23 protein-coding genes are annotated in these 25,364 nt (G+C 51.4%); 7 read left to right on the top strand and 16 right to left on the bottom strand.

Features of this window, described 5'->3' with window-relative positions; translation table 11 throughout:
- Nucleotides 1-10 precede the first annotated feature (10 nt).
- From mglA to ACS18Q_RS07700, 3 genes are all read right to left on the bottom strand, one after another.
- The gene (gene mglA, locus ACS18Q_RS07690) at nucleotides 11-1,519 is read right to left on the bottom strand and encodes a galactose/methyl galactoside ABC transporter ATP-binding protein MglA (RefSeq protein WP_004725771.1); all 1,509 of its coding nucleotides are present in this window, start codon (nucleotides 1,517-1,519) and stop codon (nucleotides 11-13) included.
- Between the two features lie 190 nt (nucleotides 1,520-1,709).
- On the bottom strand, nucleotides 1,710-2,684 hold the full coding sequence (mglB, locus tag ACS18Q_RS07695) for a galactose/glucose ABC transporter substrate-binding protein MglB (protein ID WP_004725769.1): 975 nt from the start codon (nucleotides 2,682-2,684) through the stop codon (nucleotides 1,710-1,712).
- Nucleotides 2,685-3,056: 372 nt separating this feature from the next.
- Complete coding sequence (locus ACS18Q_RS07700; protein WP_441256877.1) at nucleotides 3,057-6,149, bottom strand: beta-galactosidase; 3,093 nt, start codon at nucleotides 6,147-6,149, stop codon at nucleotides 3,057-3,059.
- A gap of 306 nt (nucleotides 6,150-6,455) precedes the next feature.
- Between ACS18Q_RS07700 and ACS18Q_RS07705 the strand changes: the two genes are divergently transcribed.
- From ACS18Q_RS07705 to ACS18Q_RS07725, 5 genes are all read left to right on the top strand, one after another.
- Nucleotides 6,456-6,941 carry a NifB/NifX family molybdenum-iron cluster-binding protein gene (locus ACS18Q_RS07705; protein WP_004725766.1) on the top strand — a complete coding sequence of 162 codons (486 nt, stop codon included), beginning with the start codon at nucleotides 6,456-6,458 and terminating at the stop codon, nucleotides 6,939-6,941.
- A 9-nt stretch (nucleotides 6,942-6,950) separates the two neighbouring features.
- Nucleotides 6,951-7,154 (top strand): (Na+)-NQR maturation NqrM, encoded by a 204-nt coding sequence (gene nqrM / locus ACS18Q_RS07710; protein WP_004725763.1) that lies wholly within the window; start codon nucleotides 6,951-6,953, stop codon nucleotides 7,152-7,154.
- A gap of 145 nt (nucleotides 7,155-7,299) precedes the next feature.
- Nucleotides 7,300-7,953, top strand: coding sequence for an oxygen-insensitive NAD(P)H-dependent nitroreductase NfsB (locus ACS18Q_RS07715; protein ID WP_014205021.1), 654 nt, complete (start codon nucleotides 7,300-7,302; stop codon nucleotides 7,951-7,953).
- A 1-nt stretch (nucleotide 7,954) separates the two neighbouring features.
- Nucleotides 7,955-8,251 carry a putative quinol monooxygenase gene (locus tag ACS18Q_RS07720; protein ID WP_154181201.1) on the top strand — a complete coding sequence of 99 codons (297 nt, stop codon included), beginning with the start codon at nucleotides 7,955-7,957 and terminating at the stop codon, nucleotides 8,249-8,251.
- A gap of 108 nt (nucleotides 8,252-8,359) precedes the next feature.
- Nucleotides 8,360-9,301: a LysR substrate-binding domain-containing protein gene (locus tag ACS18Q_RS07725; protein ID WP_441256878.1), complete on the top strand. Its 942-nt coding sequence runs from the start codon at nucleotides 8,360-8,362 to the stop codon at nucleotides 9,299-9,301.
- A 9-nt stretch (nucleotides 9,302-9,310) separates the two neighbouring features.
- On the opposite strand, the gene ACS18Q_RS07730 is transcribed toward ACS18Q_RS07725, so the two are convergent.
- From ACS18Q_RS07730 to ACS18Q_RS07740, 3 genes are all read right to left on the bottom strand, one after another.
- Nucleotides 9,311-9,784: a response regulator gene (locus ACS18Q_RS07730; protein ID WP_014205019.1), complete on the bottom strand. Its 474-nt coding sequence runs from the start codon at nucleotides 9,782-9,784 to the stop codon at nucleotides 9,311-9,313.
- Nucleotides 9,771-11,093, bottom strand: coding sequence for an ATP-binding protein (locus tag ACS18Q_RS07735; protein WP_441256879.1), 1,323 nt, complete (start codon nucleotides 11,091-11,093; stop codon nucleotides 9,771-9,773). The genes ACS18Q_RS07730 and ACS18Q_RS07735 overlap by 14 nt, the downstream gene beginning before the upstream one ends.
- A gap of 72 nt (nucleotides 11,094-11,165) precedes the next feature.
- Nucleotides 11,166-12,584, bottom strand: coding sequence for an SLC13 family permease (locus ACS18Q_RS07740; RefSeq protein ID WP_172475424.1), 1,419 nt, complete (start codon nucleotides 12,582-12,584; stop codon nucleotides 11,166-11,168).
- A gap of 283 nt (nucleotides 12,585-12,867) precedes the next feature.
- Here ACS18Q_RS07740 and ACS18Q_RS07745 point away from each other — a divergent pair, with 283 nt between their 5' ends.
- Nucleotides 12,868-13,746 (top strand): EamA family transporter, encoded by an 879-nt coding sequence (locus ACS18Q_RS07745; protein WP_004725753.1) that lies wholly within the window; start codon nucleotides 12,868-12,870, stop codon nucleotides 13,744-13,746.
- Nucleotides 13,747-13,823: 77 nt separating this feature from the next.
- Here the strand turns inward: ACS18Q_RS07745 and ACS18Q_RS07750 are convergent, their stop codons facing one another.
- From ACS18Q_RS07750 to ACS18Q_RS07785, 8 genes are all read right to left on the bottom strand, one after another.
- On the bottom strand, nucleotides 13,824-14,300 hold the full coding sequence (locus ACS18Q_RS07750; RefSeq protein WP_143678957.1) for a DUF2947 domain-containing protein: 477 nt from the start codon (nucleotides 14,298-14,300) through the stop codon (nucleotides 13,824-13,826).
- 10 nt (nucleotides 14,301-14,310) lie between these two features.
- Complete coding sequence (locus ACS18Q_RS07755; protein ID WP_441256880.1) at nucleotides 14,311-14,901, bottom strand: HD domain-containing protein; 591 nt, start codon at nucleotides 14,899-14,901, stop codon at nucleotides 14,311-14,313.
- 1 nt (nucleotide 14,902) lies between these two features.
- Complete coding sequence (gene rimJ, locus ACS18Q_RS07760) at nucleotides 14,903-15,478, bottom strand: ribosomal protein S5-alanine N-acetyltransferase (protein WP_014205016.1); 576 nt, start codon at nucleotides 15,476-15,478, stop codon at nucleotides 14,903-14,905.
- The gene (gene tyrR / locus ACS18Q_RS07765; RefSeq protein ID WP_004725743.1) at nucleotides 15,478-17,022 is read right to left on the bottom strand and encodes a transcriptional regulator TyrR; all 1,545 of its coding nucleotides are present in this window, start codon (nucleotides 17,020-17,022) and stop codon (nucleotides 15,478-15,480) included. Before tyrR ends, rimJ begins: the two co-directional genes overlap by 1 nt.
- A 102-nt stretch (nucleotides 17,023-17,124) precedes the next feature.
- Complete coding sequence (locus ACS18Q_RS07770) at nucleotides 17,125-18,147, bottom strand: YcjF family protein (protein WP_004725741.1); 1,023 nt, start codon at nucleotides 18,145-18,147, stop codon at nucleotides 17,125-17,127.
- Entirely contained in the window at nucleotides 18,144-19,523 is a 1,380-nt protein-coding gene (locus ACS18Q_RS07775) for a YcjX family protein (protein ID WP_441256881.1), read from the bottom strand. The genes ACS18Q_RS07770 and ACS18Q_RS07775 overlap by 4 nt, the downstream gene beginning before the upstream one ends.
- Nucleotides 19,524-19,653: 130 nt before the next feature.
- Nucleotides 19,654-19,839: a hypothetical protein gene (locus tag ACS18Q_RS07780; protein ID WP_004725736.1), complete on the bottom strand. Its 186-nt coding sequence runs from the start codon at nucleotides 19,837-19,839 to the stop codon at nucleotides 19,654-19,656.
- A 142-nt stretch (nucleotides 19,840-19,981) separates the two neighbouring features.
- Nucleotides 19,982-21,499, bottom strand: coding sequence for a fumarate hydratase (locus tag ACS18Q_RS07785; protein ID WP_004725734.1), 1,518 nt, complete (start codon nucleotides 21,497-21,499; stop codon nucleotides 19,982-19,984).
- 198 nt (nucleotides 21,500-21,697) lie between these two features.
- On the opposite strand from ACS18Q_RS07785, the gene pabB reads away from it, so the two are divergent.
- The gene (pabB, locus tag ACS18Q_RS07790; protein WP_441256882.1) at nucleotides 21,698-23,065 is read left to right on the top strand and encodes an aminodeoxychorismate synthase component 1; all 1,368 of its coding nucleotides are present in this window, start codon (nucleotides 21,698-21,700) and stop codon (nucleotides 23,063-23,065) included.
- Here the strand turns inward: pabB and ACS18Q_RS07795 are convergent.
- Both ACS18Q_RS07795 and ACS18Q_RS07800 read right to left on the bottom strand, forming a co-directional pair.
- Entirely contained in the window at nucleotides 23,062-24,768 is a 1,707-nt protein-coding gene (locus ACS18Q_RS07795) for an ATP-binding protein (RefSeq protein WP_238770345.1), read from the bottom strand. The two genes, pabB and ACS18Q_RS07795, sit on opposite strands and share 4 nt — an antisense overlap.
- A gap of 8 nt (nucleotides 24,769-24,776) precedes the next feature.
- Complete coding sequence (locus ACS18Q_RS07800; RefSeq protein WP_014205013.1) at nucleotides 24,777-25,319, bottom strand: heme NO-binding domain-containing protein; 543 nt, start codon at nucleotides 25,317-25,319, stop codon at nucleotides 24,777-24,779.
- Nucleotides 25,320-25,364: the final 45 nt, after the last annotated feature.

Raw genomic sequence — 25,364 nt, forward strand, 5'->3', positions numbered from 1 at the left:
AATACATTCCCTAGAGGTAACGAGAGGCTAGCTCTAATATTTCGTTTTGTGTGGTTTCTTTGGTATTCACAATACCTGCGGCACGACCGTTACTCATCACTAAAATACGGTCTGTAATTCCTAATAACTCTGGCATTTCAGAGGAAATAATAATGATGCCTTTATTTTTCTTCGCCAGTTCCAGAATCAGTTGATAAATTTCGAACTTCGCGCCCACATCAATGCCGCGAGTCGGTTCATCCAACATTAATATTTCAGGTTGGGTTAACAGCCAGCGACCAATAATGACTTTCTGTTGGTTGCCGCCCGACAAAGAACCGATCGAAGTTTGATGCGATGGCGTTTTCACTCGCATGGAGTCAATCACCCACTGCGTATCGCTCTTCATTTTTTTGTCGCTCAGCAGACCATAAGGGGTTTTGTACTCATCGACGTTGGCCACCAGTGAGTTGAACGTAATGTCCAAGTTACTGTAGATGCCTGTCGAGCGACGCTCTTCTGTCACCAAAGCAAAACCGTTGCGAATCGCTTCATGGGCATCGCGGTTTTTCATCTCGCGACCATGGAGTTGAATATGCCCTTCACTGCGTTCGCGCACACCAAAAATGGTTTCAACAATGTCGGTTCTGCGCGATCCCACCAGCCCCGCAACGCCCAATATTTCGCCAGCGCGTAGGTCAAACGAAATGTCGCTGATCGACGGCTGATTCAACGCGGTCAGGTTTTTCACTTCCAAAATGACATCTTTCGGTGTGTTGGTTTTTTCCGGGAAACGGTGCGTCAGTTCACGGCCCACCATCATCGCGATGATCTGATCCATATCGAGGCCTTTCAGCGGACGCGTTTCCACCCACTGGCCATCACGCAGGATCGTGATTTCATCACAAATGGAGAATATCTCTTCCATCTTGTGCGAAATGTACACCACGCCACAGCCTTTCTCTTTCAGCTTGTTGATGATGGTGAACAGGTGATTGACTTCTTTTTCCGTCAGTGAGGACGTGGGTTCGTCCATGATCACCACTTTCGCGTCGTAAGAGAATGCTTTGGCGATTTCCAGCATTTGCATTTGCGAAACCGATAACGTGGCAACTTTCACTTTCGGGTCGATATGAATATCGAGTTCTTCGAAAATAGCTTTGGTATCCCGATACATTTTATCGTGATCGACAAATAAACCTTTTTTCGGATAACGGCCAAGCCAAATATTGTCCATCACTGAACACTGTTTTACTTGGTTTAATTCTTGGTGCACCATGGAAACGCCAGATTCCAGGGCCTCTTTTGATGATGAGAAATTAATATGCTTTCCTAAGAAAAGAATATCGCCTTCATCTTTTTCATAGATTCCAAACAAACATTTCAACAGCGTCGATTTACCCGCACCGTTTTCTCCCATCAGTGCATGGACGGAATGCGGACGTACTTTTAAATTGACGCGGTCCAATGCTTTTACGCCTGGAAATGATTTGCTCACGCCTGTCATTTCTAACAGGAATTCATGTGTTTGATCGACCATGGCATCACTTTTCTGTTTTTAAACGAGAACCAATAAATATCGCTTAGATACATATTCCCGACGATGAACAAACGAAACCTGACCTCATGCCATCGCGCATGATCTGTGTGTCGTTTGATTGCATCGTGGGTAAAGGTGATTGGTTAAAGTGGTATTGGGGAGCGCACATGCCCTCCCCCAAATCCGTACATTATTCGAGGGTCGATTTATCCACGCCCACGTAAGGTACACGAACCACTTTGTTCACCATTTGCCATTGGGTGCCTGCGGTTGGCTCTTTGCCTTCCGCCAGGTTACGCGCCAGTTCAAAGGTCGCTTTGGCTTGTGAATCCGCGTCATTTAGCACCGTACCCGCCATGTCGCCTGATTTCACCAGCGCCAGCGCTTCGCTCAACGCATCGACACCAAAGACTGGGATTTTCGCGCCCGCGCCACGCAGGGCTTCAACTGCACCCATCGCCATGCCGTCGTTGTTTGCGATGACCACTTCGATCTTCGCACCGTTCGGGCCAGACAACCATGCATCCATCTTGTCTTTTGCCATCGCGGTATCCCACATGCCGGTATCCATGTGCAATTGTTCGGTTTTGATGCCGTTTTCGTTGATGGTTTTCACAGAATAGGTGGTACGCGCTTCCGCGTCTGGGTGGCCTGGTTCGCCTTTCAGCATCACGTATTGCAGTACGCCGTCACCATTCTTGTCCCAAGATGGGTTTGCTTTCCACTGCTGAGAAATCAAGTCACCTTGAATGATGCCAGACTCTTTCGAGTCCGTACCGACGTAGAATACTTTGTCGTAACTTGCCATCGCATCCGCGCTTGGTTCTTTGTTGTAGAACACCACGGGTACATCGTCCATTTTCGCCTTTTGGATGATGGTTTTCGCGGCCGCTGGGTCAACCAAGTTGACAGCTAGCGCTTGCACACCACGAGCCAGCATGACGTCAATTTGGTCGTTCTGCATCGATTGGCTGTTTTGAGAGTCGTTCATCAGGATGCGAGTGTTGCTATCTGCTGCTGCTTCTTTCTCAATCGCTTGACGCACGACCGACATGAAGTTGTCGTCGTATTTGTAGATGGTAAAACCTACGGTGGTGTCAGCCATTGCTTGAGAACCGAAGCCCATGCCGGCAGTCAGCATCGCGAGTACAGTTAACTTTCTCATTGAACAAGTCCTATTTGTTGTTTTGTTATATAGATGTAGGGGACAAACGTTATCGAAATGCAACTTGCATGGAAACGTTTACTTGGCCAAGTATAGTGAGCAAAAGGACAATTAATGTGAAGCAGTTAATGTTTTGGTTGCAATCGCATCTAAATGTAAAATTTTGTTTAAATATTTTGAAGCCAATTACAAATAAGAGCCGCCAACGTAACACAGTGTAACAGCGAGATCCGGTTCTCTTTTTCGCAGGGGGTGATGATCGAATTTTGCAGACGAAATGAGACGGCCATGAGGCAGGGTTAAGTAAACGTTTACAATGTAGCGCGAGTGCATTCGGGGAGCAAGCCGCTCCCCTTGAATTTGCGACACTGCTTAACGAAATGCCAAGGTGAATTGATAATGATAATGACGTTTGAGCAGTTGATATTGCAGATGAACGCTTGGCGTCCAAGAGTCGTCGCCGCCGACCCCCATGTGCTCGGCATCCAACCGTACCCACAGTTTGCCACTGGGCTGTAGCTCGTGAGTATGGCGCGCGTTGGCAACAGCTTGCGCGTCATAACGGCTGACCGACAAATGGTGCAGCCCAGTCACCGTAAAGCCGCCCACTACACTCTCTTTCACGTCGCAGCGCAATCCACTGTCGCTTGGGAAAATATAAGGCGTGTGCATCTCGGCCACTGAAGCTTGATAGGCGCCGATGTGCGCCGATGTTTTGCGATCCGGATAATTCTCGTGCGGGCCTCTACCAAACCAACGGATGTCGTCAATCTTATCGGCTAGCGCCAGTTCAATCCCCACACGTGGTAATGACGGCAATCCAGACGCAGTTTGCACATCCACGCTGAGTCGCACTTCCCCATCGGCATAAATGTGGTACTGCCATTGTGTGTGAATCACGGCCATGCCTTCAAAGCTGTGGACATACCGCACGTCAATCCAACAGCTATCGCTTAACTGGTGGTGACGAAACTGCACGCATTCGCGTTTCAAGTGCGGTAAACCCATGGCATCCCAGCGCGCAATCCAAGAATTTGGATCCACTTTATTGGCTTCACTGGTGCCAATGTCGTTATCCAGCGGCGCACGATAAAAGTTGTCTCGCAGGCCACGCGTCAGTTGCTGCTCACCATTCACCCACCACGCATCGAGTTCACCGGTTTGCGTGTCAAACTCAATGGTTTGCGTTAGGGCATGAATTTTCAGGCGGTTCAGCGCATTTTCAAGTTTCGGTACGCCCGATAAATTGCCCTGCTCAAGTGGCAAACCAAACACACCCGGCAACTCAAACTGCTGACTCGACACCGCGTGGCCGCGCGGTGCCCACAAGGTATCGTGCGCCAGTTCGACACGCACGTTGAGGTGATAATCCAGCCCGATGTTGGCAGGCGGCAGTGTGTCAGCCAGTACAAACGTCGCATGGCTTTGCGGTGCCAACGCTAGGTCGCACTCACCGTGAGCAATGGGATGGCCTTGTTCCGTAATGTGCCATATCAAACGCTCTTGGGGCGTCGTAAACAGGTTCTCACTCGCCACACGAATGGTGAGCGGCTCGGTGCTGACCAGTTCAATCTGATGAAATTGCTGCGCTTGCTTGGCCTCATATAAGGTTGGATGCACGCTGCGGTCAGGGAAAATCAATCCATTGATGCAAAACTGGCGATCGTTAATTTCGTCGCCAAAATCACCGCCGTACGCCCAGTATGACTGACCATCCTCATCTGTGCGGGTTAAGCCTTGGTCGACCCAATCCCAGATAAAGCCACCTTGCAGGCGCGGATACTCGCGAAAAGCATCCCAATACTGATGAAAATTACCCAAACTGTTGCCCATGGCGTGAGCGTATTCGCACAGAATCAGGGGGCGCTGCTCGCCCGGCAGACCAATCCACTTTTTCAGCGCCAGTTTGGGGGTGACCGCCGGATCAGAAGCCAGTCGCTGATCGGTGTCCACTCGCGCATACATCGGCGCAATGATGTCCGTCGCAGCGGTGTCGGAACCACCGCCCTCATATTGCACCGGACGCGACGGATCGCGCTGTTTGGTCCATTGATACAGTGCGTGATGATTGGCACCGATTCCGGATTCATTGCCGAGCGACCAAATGATGATAGACGGGTGGTTTTTGTCGCGTTCGACCATGCGGGTCATGCGGCGCGAAAAGGCATTCAACCACGTGAGATCATCGGCCAAACGGCACATCGGGAACTGACCATGGGTTTCAATGTTGGCTTCATCGACGACGTACAACCCGTATTCATCACACAATTCATACCACATCGGGTGGTTGGGATAATGCGCGGTGCGCACTGCATTGAAGTTGTGCTGCTTCATCAGAATGATGTCTTGGATCATGCTGTCACGGGTCATCACATGGCCCAATTCCGGATGATGTTCGTGACGATTCACACCCCGAATCAGCAGCGGCTGCCCATTGACGCGCAGGACACCGTTGGTGATATCGACCTGACGGAACCCAACGTCGTATCCTTCGCAATCCACGCATTCGCCCGCGCTGTCATGCAGCGTCACCACCAACCGGTAGAGGTACGGATCTTCAGCGTTCCATTGACGCGGATTCGCCACCAGCACTCGGTGCTGGGTACGTTCCTGCCAAGCGCCCTTTTCATCGACGATCTGTTGTCCGGTGGCCGCGTGGCGTTTGCCAAACACACTCTGGCCTTGGGCATCAAATAGCTCAATGGCCACTTGATACGCCGACGTGCATTCACTCAGCGACGTGGTGACGTTGAGTGAGGCGTCACGAAAACAGGCGTCCAACTCGGTCTTGATCTCGACATCTGCAATTGACACCTTTGGTTTGGTGGTGAGCGTCACATCGCGAAAAATGCCACTCAACCACCACATGTCCTGATCTTCTAAATACGAGCCATCTGACCAACGCATTACCATCACCGTCAGTTGGTTATCCCCTTCCGTCACATAGGAGGAGAGATCAAATTCTGCGGGCAAACGGCTGTCTTGTGAGTAGCCTACCCATTCGCCATTGCACCACAGATGAAACGCTGAGTTCACCCCATCAAACGTGATGATGTAACGCGATGCTTCGCTGTGCTCATTCAGGCTAAACTGGGTGCGATAAATACCGGTTGGGTTATCTTGCGGCACATACGGCGGGTTATCTGCAAACGGATATTTGATGTTGGTGTATATCGGTTTATCGAATCCCTGACATTGCCAGTTGCCCGGAACGGCGATATTCACCCAATCAACATCGTTGAAATTTGTCTCAATCACCGCAGAGGGAACGCTTTCAGGATTGGTGTACAACGCAAACTTCCAAAGGCCGTTTAACACCCGTTGATTGGCAGATGGCTGCTTTGTTCGCGCCGCCTCTTCGCTGTGATACGCATGCAATGGCGCATGGGCGTTCAGTACATGATGATGTGTAATGTGTTGATTTTCCCACTCTCTCGCTGAGATAACCTGAGCAAAAGTTCTCATTCTTCAAAGTCCTGTTGTATTTGATTACCGGTCCGATTTGGTTTGAGCATGAAGTGCCGGTTTATTTGGTAACGTTTACAAAACACTCTAGCGCTGGCACAAAAACAAATACAGTTCACGTCACTGTATCTTTGCTCTTCATCACCAACTTTGCCAATTCTTGCGCGGATACAGCGGTCATGTTGAATCCGGTCACGCTGCAATTACAAAATTGGCGCGCCAACATGAATTTGCAAAAATAATAATTGGCATATGCTAATTATTGGCGCAAGATAAAGACCACTTCATTCATTAAGGAGCTGAGAGATGCTGTACGCGCTGCCTGTTCAAAACCAACGTCTGAGTAACCATTTTTCTAAAGCCCCGCAGTTTCTGCTGTTTGAGAGTGAAACGGGGACTAAACAATTGATTGAAACGACGCTCGATCGCGATGAGCGCCACACGTCTTGTGGCAAAAAGAACGCATTGCTCACGCTCTTGCAACAGCATCACGTGCAAGCGGTGGTGGTGCGAAACATTGGCGAATCGATGCTTCGCCATCTGTTTGCGTCAGAAATGGCTGTGTTTTCCAGCCCTGCCCTCAATGACCTCGACCAATTCACGGAACGCAGCCTCACGCCCGTGACCAGCATGAGTTACGCGCGCCCTTCAATCAATAAAGCAAAATCGACCTGCGGAGGACATTCAGGATGCGGTCATCAGGGATCGTGCTGTCATAAACCGGCACCAGTCACTAAACTCAAACCGAGTACCTTAGAAAAACTACAGCGTGTGCTAAAGATTCACCGCTAAGGACAATCGATGACTTACCTACTCGCTTTTGGTCTGTTTCTCATCTTGGTGGTGTTGATGAGTATCGGCGTATTGATGCGCCGTAAGCCCATTCAAGGCAGTTGCGGCGGCTTGTCGAGCGTGGGCGTCGACAAAGTGTGCGATTGCGACACCACTTGCGATGCGCACCAATCGAAGCTGTATCAGATCCAAGAACCCAGCGACAAACCCTAACACAACCCCGCGATGGCGACGATTGGCGTCCATCGCGGATTCGATTTTCAAAAATTTTTTGAAAGTCCTTCAAGCTAAACACTCTTTTTCCCTATTCATCAAGACGTTATCTTTTGGGCCAATCACTGTCCAATGAGAACAATCCATGAATATTACTGCTCACGCAAAATCTCGTTATTCAACGAAATCGTTCGATGCCACAAAGCGCATCAGCGATGAACACGTACAAGCGATTAAAGAGCTGATTCGTTTTAGCCCATCCAGCACCAACTCACAGCCTTGGCACTTTATTCTTGCCAGCACAGAAGAAGGCAAACAACGTATCGCCAAATCTGCGCACGATCGTTACATCTTCAACGAAACCAAAATTTTGAATGCGTCTCACGTGTTGGTGTTCTGTGCCAAAACCAACATCGACGAAGAGTACTTGCTCAATCTTCTCGAAGTGGAAGACCAGGATGGCCGCTTTGCCAACGCAGATGCCAAACAAGGCATGCACAATGGCCGCTCGTTCTTTGTCAACATGCACCGTTTTGACCTGAAAGATGCACAGCACTGGATGGAGAAACAAGTTTACCTGAACGTGGGAACCGTTCTGCTGGGCGTGTCCACTTTGGGGATTGACGCCGTGCCTATCGAAGGGGTCGACTTTAAAGTGCTGGATGAAGAATTTGGCCTGCGTGAAAAAGGCTTGACCAGCGTGGTGGTGGTGCCATTGGGTTACCGCGCAGAAGACGACTTTAATGCCAAGCTGCCAAAATCGCGCTGGCCAGAAACTGAAATCATCACGGAGTGCTAACATGGCAACAATACATTTGATGGCTGAAATCAAAGCCAACCACGGACAAGAAGAAAATCTGGAGCAGGCATTACGCGCGCTGCTTGAACCGTCACGCAATGAAGATGGCTGCTGCCAATACGAACTGTTTCAAGATGAATCCATTCCCGGTTTGTTTGTGATGCAGGAAATTTGGTGTTCTGAAGCGGCATTGGCTCAACACGAACAAACCGAGCATTTTCAGCACTTCGTGAAATTAACCCAAGACAAAGGCTGGATTGAATATTTGCAGCCACGCCAGCTTAAGTTCCTCGCTTAATCTCGCTATTCTCTAAGCGCCGTTTTCATCCCCTCAACGGAAATGGCGCTTTTCATCGCCAATCAATTATGGTGTGATACGCCCAGCTATCGCCACTTGCGACACGATATGAAAGCGTTAAACGATCTCAATATTTTCGTCGAAACCGCTCGTCAGGGCAGTTTCTCTCAAGCCGCGCACAGTTTAGATGTGACGCCGGCAGCCATCAGTGCCACCATCAAACGTTTAGAAGCCCAGTTGGGATTCGCGCTGTTTGTCCGCTCCACGCGCAGCTTACGCTTAACCCATGAAGGCGACATTCTGCTGCAAAAAACCCAAACTGCGCTCAGCACCATTCAAGAAGGGCTCGATCAAATCGCGCAAGCGCAAGGAGACATTTCCGGCACGCTCAACCTCTCCGCGCCGTCCGATTTTGGTCGCAATCAGCTACTGACATGGCTGGATGAATTTGCCGAGCTGTACCCCAACATTTCGATCAATTTGGATCTCTCCGACGGCATCACCAACTTGTATCACCGCCCGATCGATTTGGCGATTCGCTACGGCACACCGCCAGATTCCAACTTTGTCGCATTGCCCATTTGCACGTGCAACACGCGTATTGTTTGTGCCAGCCCCGACTATGTGTCGAACAAATCTGCCATCGCCAAACCCAGCGATTTACTGGCGCATCACTGCCTCTGTTTTATGCTGTCTGACACGTATCACAACCGATGGACGTTTTGGAAAGAGGGGGAAACCGACACGGTGGTGGTGAAAAGTAAACGCAGTGCGAACGATGGCGATGTGGTGCGCCGCTGGGCGATCAATGGTCGCGGTGTGGCGTACAAATCCTTGTTGGATGTGAGTCAGGACATCATTGATGGTCGGCTGGTGCCCCTGATGCCCGATTGGCAATCGGAACCGTGTCCGGTCTACTTGGTTTGCGCTGACAAGCGCTTGCTCAATCACGCGACGCGCGCGCTGCACCAATTCCTTCAGGCGAAATGTGAACAGCGCATGCGTCAGGTGAAAAACATCATCTCCCAACGTTACAGTCAGGTGATGTAACGGCGGGCCTCATCGTAAACGGGCCAGCACGATTTTCTGGTCCAGCTCGTGATGCCATTCCGTGTAATCCATGCCTTGCTCAAACACATATTCGGTCACGAGGCTGCGCACGCACTCAACCAGCGTTTTGGCGTGCCAAGGCTTTTCGAAATAGCGATCAATACCAGCCGTATTGATGGCATTGATGGTGTCGGTGTGCGTCGCTTGCCCTGTGAGCAATACTTTTTTCGTGCCTCTGAAACGCGAGTCTTGCGCCACTTCCGTGAGCAAATCAACGCCCGTTTTTCCCGGCATCACGTGGTCAGAAATGATCAGCGCAATGTGTTCTCCCTGCGCATCGAGATCGTCCATCAAATCGAGCACTTCATAAGCCGACTCACAATCTTCAATGTTCAGCCAGTTTGCCAGCGGTTCGAGATCTTGTAACACCGCGCTCAGCACTTCTCGCTGGTCATCGACGCAAATGATATTAAGCTTCTCCATAGTCATCCTCGACAGGTAGTTTGATCCTAAAAATGGTGGTGTCGTGATTGCTTTTCACCACAATCGTGCCGCCGTTACTAGAGACAATCCGTTTCACGATGGCGAGCCCCAGCCCCAAGCCAAACGACAAGCCGTCTTTCTTGGTGGTAAAGCTGGGTTGAAATATCTTTCTTCGAGTTGCCTCGTCAATTTCTGGGCCGTTGTTGGCGACCGTAATGAAGAGCCGCTGTTTGCTGTATCGAGTATGAATATCGATGGCCGGATCAGCGGTGGTCTGCATGGCATCGCAGGCATTTTTGATGATGTTGACCCACACCTGAACCCACTCCGTGACCGAGCCTTTGATTACCGGCAGAATACCCGGCCGCATGCGCACCGACACGCGGCGTAAATCGCTTTGCAACAGCGCCAATGCTCGGTTGAGCGTATCGTTCAGATCGAGGTCTTCATCTAAATTGATTTCTGTGCGGCCAAGTTGCTTCACTGACTTCACAATGCCTACCGTATGTTTAGAAGCCAAACGTAAGTCATGCAAGTCCCGCCCCATTTGCCAGTAGCGAATCGCCAAGTGCGGGTTCTTCAACCAATGGGATGACAACGCCTGTTCTGGCACCGCACGTGCCAATTCACGCGCCACATTGCGCGGCAAATGGTATTGCTGCTCAAAACGCAAACCCCGTTCGCGCGCTTCGCTGGATGAGACTTTCTGTCCATGAATTAAGCCAAAATCAAAAAATTGGCTCGCTTCGGGGTGTACTTCTTCCAACAGCTCTAAAAACAAGGTTTCCAAGCGTTCGGTTTTGCTACTCACCACGCCAATCGCGTTATTCAATTCATGCGCAATCCCGGCAGCCAATTGGCCCAAAGTCGTCATCTGCTCGGCGGTATGCAAGCGCTCCAAGGCTTTTTCTTTGGCAACCGATTCCTGCATCGCGCGGCGTTGACGCCGATTCAGCTCGGCAACCATCACCGGCATGAATTGCGTGCTGAGCGGTCCGTAATCGGCTTCATCGACCACTGGCGTGCGGCGATCGATCCAGCCAAGTTCCACCTCACTTTGCGCCACTACCGTTGACGATGCCAACCAGTTGCCCGAAAAGAAACTGTGCACCCCGATGAACGCGCCTTGCGACGCGGAAAATACGCGAATCGACTTGCCCTCTTTCTCTTGATAATGGCCCGTCAACTCCCCCGACCGCACATAGTAAAGACGGTCGTTGTAGCCGTTTTGTTCCAGCACCACCGCACCACTGTCAAGGCGCAGCGTGCGTTCCGGGCTGGAGAAATAGCGCAAAACCAATGCGTGCATCTGTGTGTTCATTCACTTAACCACTGACTGTGTCTCACGGACGTTTCACCCTGGTGCGTTGACCACCGATCGTTAACCAATGTGGCCCAGCACATGCAGCAGCCACACCATCACAAAGCTCAGCAACACGCCAACTACCCCTAAGATCACGCCGATGCGTGCCATTTGGCTACTCTGCACATGGCCCGTGGCGTGTGCCAGCGCGTTAGGCGGCGTACTGATTGGCAGTGACATCCCCAATGATGCGGCAAAGGTCACGACCAGAATCAGGGTCACTTCGCCGCCAAGCGGCACCAGTGAAGCCATCGATGCGCCGAGTGCTGCCATGATCGGCATCAGCAAGTTGGCAGTCGCCGTGTGTGACATAAAGTTGGCCATCAGCAAACACAAGAACGCGGCCCCAAAAAGCACCACATAGGGCGAGAATTGATCAAACGGAATGCTGTTCACCATCAATTCGGCAAGGCCCGTTTTGTCGAGCGCCAATCCGAGCGCGATCCCGCCGGACACCAGCCACAGCACGTCCCAAGAAATTTTCTTCAAATCTTCTTTGTTGATGATGCCGGTCACCGAGAACACTGCGACCGGGATCAACGCCACCGTATACGAGTTCATGCCGTGTAGCGAACCCATCAGCCACATGATGATGGTGACGGCAAACGTCGCGTACACCACGAGCGCTTTCGGTGTTTTCAGGAATTTGCCTTTGATGCTGAGTTCAATCTGGGTCTGCTCCGCTTTATACATAAAGCCAATCAGGAACCACGCCAGCGTCATCAAGATGATCACAAACGGCACACCAAACGCCATCCATTGACCAAAGGTAATCAGGTTTTCGCCCACCAGATATTTCAGCGCAATGGCGTTCGGCGGCGTGCCGATTGGCGTGCCAATCCCACCAATGTTGGCTGCCACGGGAATACACAACGCAAACGCAATGCGACCAGGGTCTTTAGGGCCAAAGACTGCAATAACTGGCGTCAGGATTGACAACATCATGGCGGTGGTTGCCGTATTCGACATAAACATCGAGAACACGCCAGTGATCAGCATCAACCCGAGCATCACGTATTTAGGATTTTGACCAAACGGCTTGAGTAGCACCCGCGCCAAGTTGACGTCCAAGCGGTATTTGGTCGCCGCCATGGCCAAGAAGAATCCCCCCAAAAACAGCATGATGATCGGGCTGGCGAACGTCGCCATGATGTCGCTGTAATGCAATAAGCCACCAAATTCCGGCGCCGATTGATTCAAGCGAAACAGCACCAAACCTTTGTCCGACAACATCAATAACTCAAGCACAATGATCACCACTGACGTGGCATAAATCGGAATCGGCTCAAACACCCACAGCAAGGCTGCCAGCAAGAAGATTGCAATCACCCGTTGCTGAATGATGGTAAGCCCGTCAAACGGAAACGCGCTGAGGGGCAACGCTAACACCAACAATGGCACCATGATGGGGATAATGTATTTGAGGTAGTGGCGAATCATAAGCTCTCTTCCTGAGGGTTTAGCACGGCGAAAAAAACACCCTGCCTTGAATCAGATTTTCCAAACGAATGGATTCATTATCAGGCAGCAAAAAACAAAAGTTTGGCGTTAGATCAATGATTAACAGCACTTTGAAAAGCAGTGCTCAAAAGTGCGTTCCAGCTAGCAAATATTGCCCTTTTCGCGGCCGTCAAATAAATAAAACGGCGGCTTCTATTCACCACACATAATTTGGGGCATAATCGCTGCGCCTCCTGTTTCATATTTATTTTTGGTGTCTATGTCTTTGAACAAATCCCCGGTGTTGCTTGCTGTTGGTTGCCTGTTGTGCGCCATGGTGACCATTCAATCCGGTGCGTCGATTGCAAAACAGTTCTTCCCGGTCGTCGGTGTTGGCGGCACGGTTGCACTGCGCATCGCGCTGTCTGCGCTCATTCTGGTGATGATTTTCCGGCCTTGGCGTTTGCGCCTGAGTGTGCCGCAATGGCGTGCCATGTTGGTGTACGGTTTAAGTTTGGGCGGCATGCAGATGTCGTTTTACTTTGCACTGGAACGGATTCCATTGGGCATTGGCGTCGCGCTCGAATTCACCGGCCCCTTGATGCTGGCGTTGCTGTCATCCCGCCAAAAACGTGACTTCATCTGGATTGCCCTTGCTGTGGCGGGACTGGCATTGCTGCTGCCGGACATGTCTGGCGTCGATGCGCTCGATCCGATTGGTGTGGCACTGGCACTGGCGGCCGGGGGTTGCTGGGCGGGATACATTTGGTTTGGTCAGCGCGCGGGCTCGGTGGGTTCCGGCGGCGCAACCGTGGCGATTGGCTTGTCCATTGCCGCCGTGATTTACTTTCCGATTGGCGCCAGTTTAGCGACTGGCCCGCTGTTTACGTGGTCGATTTTACCCATGGCATTGACCATCGCGGTGCTGTCGAGCGCCCTGCCTTACAGCTTAGAGATGATGGCGCTAAGCCGTTTATCAACGCAGCATTTTAGCGTGATGATGAGTTTGGAACCGGCCATTGCCGCTATGGCCGGCTTAGTGATTCTGGGTGAAACGCTTGCTTGGTCGCAATGGGCAGCAATTTTGCTGATCATCAGCGCGTCGATGGGCAGCACGCTCTCTGCGACAAAAAGAAAAGTCGTTATCACGCAGGAATAATCGTGACAACGTGGGGTTACAAACACCTGTAACCGCTTCTAAACCCGATAAAAAACCGGCGCTGAGCCGGTTTTTTGTTAATCGTTGTGTTGGCCAATTTTGACCGTGCCATCGGTATGAAACCACAAGGCTTGTTGGCGACGACGCCCCAGCAGAATGGGACCATCATCGTAAAACAGGAAGTTTTTCCAATGACGTTTGAAAACCGACCATTTGGTCTCAATCACGTTGTATTTTTCGTAGCAAAAATACACGGTCACGTCATCTTGCCAATCCATGTGATCCAAAATGGCTTGGGGCAGCGCGGGGTCATCACTCTCCCACTCGCTCATCCAATCCACTTCCGCGCACCAGTTACTGGCTTTGCTTGGCCAATCCTGCGAACTAAAACGTTCTGCGTCCGGACTTTGTGGGCTTAAGTTTTCTTTCCAAAACTGCGCGGCGCGCATCTGGGACATGGGTTTAATCTGTTCGAGGTCCTGCGCCGGAACGGGCATAGACTGATGAGTAAAAATCCATTTTCTTTGGTACTGATCCAAAGGCAAATACGACATGAAATGTCCTTCAGGCTTTAAGCCAACCTTGTTCGGTGGCATGTTCAATCATTTGCTGTGCGTATTCCCACAGCGCATGTGAACCCTCGTCAATGCGACGGTTCACGGTCAGTGCTTGTTGGCGAGACACGCCATTTTCGATCCAACTCTGGCCCTGATTATGATAATTCAACATCATCGGGATCAGGCGATCCAGCGCTTTGGCAAACTTGGCGTCCGCCGATTGTGCCGCTTCAAATTCACGCCACAAGCCAAACAGTTCTTCGCCTTGGTCGGCAGGCAACATACCAAACAGACGCTGCGCGGCAGCGAGTTCTTTTTCAGCTTGTTGTGCAGACGCGGCGGTATCGTAAACAAAGGTGTCGCCCGCATCAATCTCCACCATGTCGTGCATCAACAACATCTTGATCACGCGGTCAATATCAACGGGCGCGTTGGCGTGTTCTTGCATCAACAGCGCCATCATCGCCACATGCCAGCTGTGTTCGGCACTGTTTTCCAATCGGCCGTCGGCGCTTTTCACGCGTGTACGACGCAACACCGTTTTGAGACGATCCAATTCCAGCACTAAGTTCAACTGCTGCTGCATTCGTGACGACATGTTATTCCTTCCAGTTGGGGTTTACCAAAGCGGTGAGGTTGTGATCCTGCCATTGACCATCGATCAACAGATAATCTTTGGCATGACCTTCAATGACAAAACCGAGCCGCTGCAAGACCGCTTCACTGCGAGTGTTGTGCGGCATGTAAGACGCCATCACCCGGTGCATCTTTTGCTCATTGAACATGTAATCGCACGCCATCTTCAGCGCGCGTGTCATGATGTGTTTTCCCTGAGCGTGTTCAGCCAACGAATACCCCACATTGCACGCATAAAACGGAAAGCGTGAAATGTTACTAAACGATATCGTGCCCAGCATGTCATCGCTCTCGGCATCGATAATCAACAGATAAAACCCCAGCGCCATTTTGTGCAATTCTCGCAGCTTAATCAGGCGTTGCTGCCAGCCTAGCTCTGAGAAAAACGCCTCTTCACGCTTGGGCTCCCAAGGTTGGAGGTAGTCACGGTTGGTGATGAAATAGTGAGTGATGCGCGCAGCGTCATCAAAATCCGCCGTGCGCAAAATAATCTCACCATCCACTTTGTAGACATGACCTGAGGTGTTGTATCCATCCATTAGCGTTTCTTAATCCCGTAATCACGCAGTTTATTCGCCACCGACGTGTGCGACACATTGAGGCGTTTCGCCAATTTACGACTCGACGGGAACGATTGATACAGGCGATCCAGCACCTGCGCTTCGTAGTCTTTCATGATGTCGTCGAGCGAGCCGTCCAAATTGATGTTGGCCGTGCCCGTTGCCACCGTTTCAAGCTGTGGCAGATGGAAGTAATCGACCGTCAGCAAACCATCCGGCATTTCCGTCAGCGCGCGTAGCACCATGTTGTCTAACTGACGCATGTTGCCCGGCCATTGGTATTGCGCCAGTTGATCCAGCAAATCGTCGGCCAGCTTCGGCTTCATCATGCCCAATTTGTTGCTGTGTTTGGCAATGAACAGTTCTAGCAGTGGTTGAATGTCGCTCGGGCGCTCACGCAATGGTGGAATGCGCAGTGTCAGGACATTGAGGCGATAAAACAGATCTTCGCGGAATTTGCCGGATTCAGCCAGCTCCGCCAAATTGTGACGTGTTGACGCAATCACGCGCACATCGACGTGCACTTCGTGCTCTTCTCCCACACGGCGGAAGGTGCCGTCTTGCAAGAAACGCAACAATTTGATTTGCAAGTGGGGGCTCATTTCTCCGATTTCATCGAGGAACACGGTGCCGCCATTGGCTTGCTCAAAAATGCCTTTGTGACCCTGCTGATGGTTAAACGAACCGGGCGCATGGCCAAACAGTTCAGTTTCCGCCACATCATCCGGCATGGACGCGCAGCTCAACACCAAAAATGGTAAGCCTGCACGGTTGGAGCGATTGTGACACGCACGCGCCAACATTTCTTTGCCCGTACCAGTTTCCCCTTCCAGCAACAGCGGTTGATCAAGCATGGCGAGTTTTTTGGCGTGATTCATCAACGCTTTGTGGCGGTTTGATACGCCAACAAAATGTTCGAAGCCGAGGTTGTTGTGCAGCGGCAAGTGATCGTTCGCCACCACATGCGTTGACGCCGGGCGAATGATCATCATCGAGCTCGCCAACGTTGACTCTTTCGACTCCCCGGTAATGTAGACCGGCATCAACTCCATCACGTAATCCAAGCCGTCCAACACCACGTCTTCACGCACGCGCGCTTTACTGCCATCCACCCAACGGGCGAAGTTGAATGCGGGCAGCAATGTCGATGCATGAACGCCGATCATCTCTTGCGACTCTTTGTTAAACAATGAAAGCGCAGCGTGGTTTGCCATGTCCACCGACCCTTTGAGATCGATAGCAAGCACCGCATCCGGCAAATTGTTGAGTAGCGAAATCAGTTCGGTGTTGTGGCGTTCAATGGGCATGAACTGGATTTTACGAACATCTTTGACACCCGGAATACGACGAATTTCCGCCATCAGCTCGCTGAAGGTTTCAAAATCAATGTCAGGGCAGTTGAGGTAAATAATGCCGATCACATCGATTTCAATTCCACGTAAATCGATGTTTTTCGAAGCGAGAATATCGAGCAGTTCTCGGGTTAACCCGAGCCTGTCTTCACAAGAGACTTCAAGACGCACTGAATGGTATCCTAATCAGAAAGTGTCACGAAAAGTTGACAGTAGTTTCTATCAAGGCCTTTAGGGCGTCAAGCAATCTCTTGTTTCAGGTCGCACTTTCGCTTATTTGACGGTAAGCGCCGTGACTTTTGCCACGATTTGTTTGCGAATGGCGCTCAATTTAACCGCGCGCTCTTTGTGCCACGGCAGTGGTCGCAGTAACGACATCGCTTTCAAGCCCAGCCGCGCAGTCAAAATACCCACGCCCAATCCCTGCCCTGCGCGCGCAGAAATTTTACCAGCTAAATCCATCGACAGCAGATCCATGCTGGCATCAATTGCCAGCTCACTCGCACCCGCCGCCGCCATGTTCACCAGCACCGCTTTAAACAATTTCAAACGCGACCAATACCCCAGCTCGACGCCATACAAATCGGCGAGCTGATCAATCATTTTGAAATTGCGCCACGCCACCAGCAACATGTCGGCGATCGCCAACGGGCTGATGGCCACCAACGCTGCGGCTTCGGTGGCATGTTGCGACACCAGTTGGGTCGCCTGTTTGTCTTGTTCGCTTAATACCATCGCGTCGTACATCTCCAGCACTTCAGCATCGCTGTGGCTGCTGTCGAGGCTGCTCTGCCAACGTTGATAAGCCGGGCTTTTGGTTTGAATGCCGCTCGCTTTGGCAATCTGTTCACAGAACGCCTGACCATGTCCCACCGCATCGGTGGTGATCAACGCCTCGGCCTGTTCTTGCACCGAGAAATGGTGGCGTAGTTTGCGCAGTTTCCACAACTCTTTCCCCATTGCGCTCACGCCAAGCCCCGCCAACACGGAGATGAAGCCCGCCCAGCCCAAGCTGAGCCAATCGGCACTTTGAATCGACGTCACCACATTATCGATGGCCTGCCACGCCACTAAACCGGAAAATGTACTGAGCAGCGTCACGGCAAACCACTTGCGCCCCCGTTTGGGGCGAATCACTTGTTCTAGCTGCGATTCCACGGCGGTTTCGCTCTCTTCCGTCACCGTGGGTACAAACCGCTCGGTGGCAGCAAACTGTTGCTGCGCATTCAATTCGACGTGAGGTTCATCTGCTTGCAGCGGCTGACTGAACACTTGCTTCGTTTTTAATTCGCTCATTTCAGTTTGTCTCCAATCAAAATGTCTAACGCTTTATCCAGACGAATGTGTTTGCAAGGCTCGTCGCTGCTGTTGTCCATTGGGCGAAACGCCGTGAAATCAAACTGGCTCTGTTGCCAATAGTTCGGATTTGGCAGCTTTTTCGGGACATCGCCCGGATAAATGGTGAGCGCGTCCCCTCCCAACGTGACCCCTTGAATCGCCGAGACTTTTCCGTGAGGCGTCTCGATGTACCCCGATTGCGTTGCGCGCACCGACGCCATGCTGATGCAGGTCATCTCGATGTTTTCATATGCGGCATGTTGCCACGCCGGATGAATCATCTGTTGCAGCAACGACACCATATTCGGGTGCTGATCCGGTGTCACGTGGTCAGCTTTGGTCGCGGCAAACAAGACTTTATCGATTTTGGGTGCAAACATGCGGCTCAACATGCCGCTGCGGCCGTAGCGAAAACTCTGCATGATCTGCTCAATGGCGCTGCGCATGTCCATAAATGATTCATGGCCTTCATTGAGCGGCGACAAGCAATCCACCAACACAATCTGGCGATCAAAGGTGGCGAAATGATGTTTGTAAAACGCCTTCACCACTTTGTTTTGGTACTCTTCATAACGCTGTTTGAGCAGCGCAAGCATCGAGTGCTTCACTGTTTTGCGGTCACTGCTGATGTCGCGACACGGAAAGAACTGTAACACTGGCGCGCCTTCCAGCTCACCGGGCAACACGAAACGCCCAGGTTGCACCCAATGCAACCCTTGATCTTTGCACTGATGCAGGTAATCGGTGTACAGCTCAGCAATCTGCGCCAGCGTCTTTTCGTTCGCTTCCAGATCTAAATCGAGCGTCTCCAGCGCCGCCAGCCAAGGTTTCGCCAATTCAGCACGCGTGCCATGCAGCGCATTAAACTGCTGCGCAGACCACGTCGCGAAATCGAGTTCCAGTAGCGGCAAGTCCAACAGCCATTCGCCCGGATAGTCGATGATGTCGAGATAAAGCGTCGACGTGGCGCTGATGAGTTTGCGCGTGCGGCGCTTACTTTGATACTTGATCGCCAAACGGATTTCGCTGACGTCGCGGGTCGGCACCGGCCATTGCGGCGGCAGGCTGTGTAACTGTTCCATCGCTTCGTCGTACCCAAAGCGCGGCACCATTAAGTTGGTCTGCGGCACTCGCTTGGCGCCAATGATGCGCTTGTCACGCGCGGCAGCCAAAAGCGGCAAACTGTCGTGCGTTGAGGTGTGCAAAAGCTGATTAACCAGAGAACTGATAAACGCCGTTTTCCCGGCGCGAGATAGCCCCGTCACCGCCAAACGTACGTGAGAATCTAAACCGCGATGGATCAGGTCCGATACTTCTTGGCCAATTCGCTTCATTCAAGGTCTCCACTGGAATTCAATCACTGATATCGAGCATGGTAGCTGCTGTAATCTTAATACGAGATGAATAAAAAAGCCCCTGAATAAAATCAGAGGCTTAGTATTCGTTTGTTGCGATTGATTCGGACTAATCTTCTTCAATCAGCTTGTAGATCACAAACAACGAAATTTGCAGCAAGACAAACAGAACACAGGTGATCGTGACGTAGTTATTATCAAAGATGCTGATCCCGTGCAAAATCAGGTCGTAACCAAGAAAAGCTCCCACCACAACCGCAATCGCGATTTGCAGGATTCGAATAAAGCGAGGCATGTTGCTCTCCTGACGTTTTTAATAAGTGACTTAAGTATGATAGAGAAAGAGTATATAGAAAAAAGGTGCTGCGGACGCTGCACCTTTGTCATTTATTTGCTAAGAGTTGCATTACTCGGATCACAGACCCGAGCTGCAACGCTTATTTTGCTGCTTCAGCAATTTTGACTTTCCACGTATCTGGGCCCACTTGGTGTGCGTTGACCCCTTGCGAGTCGACCGCGACCGTCACAGGCATGTCTTCAACTTCAAATTCGTAAATCGCTTCCATCCCCAGATCTTCAAACGCAACCACGCGCGCTTTCTTGATGGCTTTCGACACGAGATACGCTGCGCCGCCCACGGCCATCAGGTAAACCGCTTTGTGGTTTTTGATGGATTCAACCGTTGCTGGGCCACGCTCTGCTTTACCAATCATGCCCATGATGCCGGTTTTATCGAGCATCATGTCAGTGAATTTATCCATACGAGTCGAGGTCGTTGGGCCAGCAGGACCCACCGCTTCGTCACCCACCGCGTCAACGGGGCCCACGTAGTAAATAAATTTACCTTTGAAGTCGACGCCTTCTGGCAAGCCTTCACCGTTATCGAGCATGGTTTGAATGCGTTTGTGCGCCGCATCGCGACCCGTCAGCAATTTACCAGACAGCAGCAACGTTTCGCCGGTCTTCCATTGTTGCGCTTCTTCAGCCGTTACCGTATCCAGGTTGACGCGGCGTGTGTTTGCGCCCGCTTCCCACGTAATTTGTGGCCACTCTTCCAGTTTGGGTGGCTGCAGATCCGCAGGACCCGTGCCGTCGAGCGTGAAGTGTACGTGACGCGTTGCCGCACAGTTCGGAATCAAGCACACCGGCTTCGATGCCGCGTGCGTTGGTGCGGTTTTGATCTTCACATCAACGACTGTCGTTAAGCCGCCCAGACCTTGCGCGCCGATACCCAGCTTGTTCACACGGTTGAAGATATCCAGACGCAGCTCTTCTTCTGCGTTTTGTGGACCGCGTTCAATCAGTTCTTGAATATCGATGTGTTCCATCAATGATTCTTTTGCCAGTACCGCCGCTTTCTCAGCCGTACCGCCGATACCAATACCCAACATGCCCGGCGGACACCAACCTGCGCCCATGGCTGGCAGCGTTTTCTCCACCCATTCAGCAATGTCATCAGACGGGTTCAACATCACCATCTTGGTTTTGTTTTCACTACCGCCGCCTTTCGCTGCGATCTGAATTTCCACGGTGTTGCCCGGTACCATGTTGATGTGTACCACGGCTGGTGTGTTGTCTTTGGTGTTGATGCGTTTGCCAGCAGGATCCATCAGTACCGATGCACGCAACGGGTTATCTGGATTGGTGTAAGCCTGACGAACCCCTTCATCCACCATCTGCTGAACCGTCATGTCGGTCGAGTCCCACTGAACACCCATACCGATGTTGACGAAACAGGTCACGATACCGGTATCCTGACAGATAGGACGATGGCCTTCTGCAGACATACGAGAGTTAATCAGAATTTGGGCAATCGCATCTTTCGCGGCCTGACTTTCTTCACGGTGGTAGGCTTTTTCAAGGGCTTGGACAAAGTCCAGAGGGTGGTAGTAAGAAATGTACTGAAGTGCATCAGCGACACTGCTGATCACATCCTGCTTGCGTATTACCGTCATTGCATGCCTCGTTATCATTATGCTTCCATGGGCTGAGGCTTGAGAGAATTGCGCGGCATGTCCGCGGAGCCAGAAGGCGAAATTCGACCGAACATGAGCACGTCTATCAAGTAGCAGCTTTTCGTTGGAGTTTTATGATACTCTTGCTTTCCTCAACACGCTACGCAGTGAACTGTCTCTTTGTCACAATTTACACAAATGAATAACAACGAAAAATCCCCGATTCAAGCCAAGCCGCTCACTTATCAACCGGATCTTGCCAATCAGCTGTTTTCTAAGGTCGAACATGAGCCTTGGGCGATGTTACTCCGTTCTGCATCCGAGACGCATATCGACAGTCGCTTCGACATTTTGGTCGCGCGCCCGCTCGTCACTCTGACCACATTTGGCGAAGAGACCGAAGTGCGTGAACCTAGTGGCGTGACATTGTCACAAGACGATCCGTTCGACCTCATCGCAACGCTGCAACAGCATTACTTGCCAGCACTCCCCTACGACGACGATCTGCCATTTATTGGCGGCGCATTAGGTTACTTTGCTTATGATTTAGGCCGTCGTGTTGAGCGCATTCCCACCTTGGCAGAGCACGATCTGACCGTGCCGGATATGGCCATCGGTTTGTATGAATGGGCGGTGGTCGTCGACCACCACACCCAAACCGCACGGGTGATTGGTCAAAACATTGCGAGCGCGGATGCGCTGCTTGAAGCCCCCACGCCAACCCAAGCCAATCCCTTTGCATTGACGTCACCGTGGCGCTCTAACATGACGCCGAATAGCTATCGAGAAAAATTCATTCAGGTGCAAGAGTATCTGCGCTCGGGTGACTGTTACCAAATCAACCTAGCGCAGCGTTTTCAAGCCCATTACCAAGGCAGCGAATGGCACGCCTATTTGAAGCTTGAACAGTTTAACTTGGCGCCATTTTCGGCCTTCATTCGTATCGAACAAGGCGCGATTTTAAGCGTGTCGCCAGAGCGCTTTCTTCAGGCGCACGAGCGCGCAATCGAAACCAAGCCAATCAAAGGCACTCGTCCACGCAGCGATGACCCCATCATCGACGCTGAGTATGCGAAAGCGCTGGCAGCGGCAGAAAAAGATCAGGCCGAAAACCTGATGATTGTCGATTTGCTACGCAATGACATTGGCCGCGTGGCCAAACCGGGGTCTGTGCATGTGCCAAAACTGTTCGACATCGAAACCTTCCCGGCGGTGCATCATTTGGTGAGCACCATTCGTGCCGAGCTGGACGCACAATACAATTACGCCGACCTGCTACGCGCAGGCTTTCCGGGTGGCTCCATCACCGGCGCCCCTAAAGTGCGAGCCATGGCCATCATTGAGGAATTAGAACCGCATCGCCGCAGCGCCTATTGCGGTTCGATTGGTTACATCAGCCGTCATGGCCGCATGGACACCAGCATCACCATTCGTACGCTGGTCGCGCAACAACAACAGTTATATGCATGGGCTGGCGGTGGCCTCGTCGCCGACAGCCAATGGGAAGCTGAATATCAGGAAACGCTGGATAAACTCAGCCGCATCCTTCCGGTATTGGCCGATTAACTTAACCATTTATCGAGAATGGCATCCAGCTCGGTCGCGGTATACGGCTTGGTCAGGATGTCATTCATGCCACACGCCATACAACGGGCGCGCTCTTCTAGTGTGGTGGCCGCCGTTAACGCGATGATGGGCATCGCAAAGCCGCTTTCCCTCAACCTTTCAGTGGCATCAAAACCATCCATCCCGGGCATACGACAATCCATAAAAATCAGATCGTACGGCTTGCTTTCCACCGCTTTGATTGCCTCAATGCCATTTTCGCAGTTGTCCGGTGTTAGATTCACCTTTTTGAGCATCTGATTAATCACCAACTGATTCATGCGGATATCATCGACCACCAAAATGGCGCGCTCAGGTAGCGGCGGCTTTTGCGAGCGCGATGGGCGGCCTTCGTATACCGGCACGCGAGCATCTTGCGTGCCGACTTGCAGTGGAATGGAGACAAAAAACTCGGTACCTTCCCCTTCGACGCTGGAAAAATCGATGCTCCCGTTCATCAGCTCTACCAGATTTTTGCAAATGGCCAGCCCCAATCCCGTACCTTCGTATTGACGGCTTGATGAACGATCAACTTGGGTAAACGGGTCAAACAAGGTGTCATGAGCCGCCAGCGGAATGCCAATGCCGGTATCGCTGATGCGCAGCAGCAGTCGCTCATCCACCCAGCGCGCTGCCACTGTCACCGCGCCTCGATGGGTAAACTTGATCGCATTACCGACCAGATTGACCAAAATCTGATTAATCCGTTCAACATCGCCAATCCAATAGGTTGGAAACTCACCACGCGTGTTGACCACAAACTCGATCTTTTTCTCACGCGCTTTGGGGGAAAAGATGCCGTTGAGGGTATGTTCCAAATCTTGCCAGCGAAACTGAGTTAGGATGAGTTGCATCATGCCAGCGTTCATTTTGCTGAAATCCAGCAAATCGTTGATGATGACGCGCAGCATGTCGCCCGAATGCTGAAGGTTGGTCAAATAGCTGAGTTGCTCTGGATCGAGCGGCGTATCCGATAGCAGCTCGGCGCTGCCAAGCAATCCGTTCAGTGGCGTGCGTAGCTCGTGGTTGATCATCGCGACAAACTCTTTGGTTGCCTTTTCAGACTCCTCCGCCCGTTTACGCGACTCATCTTGGCGTTTCATGATCAACTGGCGGCTCAATGCACTGCATAGCAACTCACCCACCAGCGACAACTGCTTCACAATGAAATCTCGCTCGATGTTGTCGGGATGAGTGGCAAACACCAAATGTCCCGCAGCAAGGCGTTCGACCATCAATGGCAGGCACAAATGATCGTGCTGCCAGTGCGGCACTTCCACATAAGGTTGAATGGTCGCAAGTTCCGAGACGCCCAATTGATTGCCCACTAAGCCATCGACTTGATCGGGAGACAACTGCAGGAACACATGCTCAATCACTGGGCTTTGCGTCAAGCGATCAAGCAACGTCGTCAACAGCGCGCTGTCTAACGTTCGTGACAAGAACGCCCGCCCAAAATAAATCAGCGTGGAGTCGATGTGCTCTTCAAACTCAAACTTATGCAAATCCTGCGATGTCTGTTTCTGCAACTGCTTCAGAGCCAGGTTCAACTGTTGGTTGGCGTGGTAGAGTTCATAACTCTTCTGTTCGAGCAACTTCTCAGCTTCTTTTCGCGCAGCAATTTCCCGTTTGAGTTTCCTTTCCATCGGAGACTCAGGACTCATGCGTTCACCTATTCCATTTGCGTGACCGTAAACCTGACACAGCGGTTGTCGTCGGTTTGGGGTTCCATCACCACATCGATTTTTTCACCGAAGTAATCCGCGCAGCCTTGCAAAAGCCCAAGGCAAACATGGGACATACACCGTGCGCTCTGGTAATCGAACGTCACTGCGGTGGATGATTCATCGATAAATTCAAACTTAGGTGGTTTGGCATCGGGGTAGAGCTTTTTCACTTCCACGTGTATGTAGTCCTCCACGTGGCGAATGAACGCAAAGCATCCGTTGACCTGGGACAGATTGGCCGACGCGGGTACCGTGCGATACAGCGACTGAAAAACACTGGCGCCGAACACGCGTTGCAGCTCATTGGCATCGATCCCCGTCACCTGACTGAGCTCAACAATGAGTTTCACTAACGCTTGATGATCGTAACTGCCTACCGACGTATACACACCCGAATCTTTTGCTTGTTCAAGAACTTGGTCTAATACCGCTAAGCCAAATTTATCTTCAACCAGCTCGAGAAACTCAGTAAAAATAATTCCTTTCATATTATTGAGCTATCCTTAAACTAGGCTCATAAAAGCATGATTCAT

The sequence above is a fragment of the Vibrio sp. Vf1514 genome (assembly GCF_052076135.1).
GTDB classification, from domain to species: domain Bacteria; phylum Pseudomonadota; class Gammaproteobacteria; order Enterobacterales; family Vibrionaceae; genus Vibrio; species Vibrio furnissii.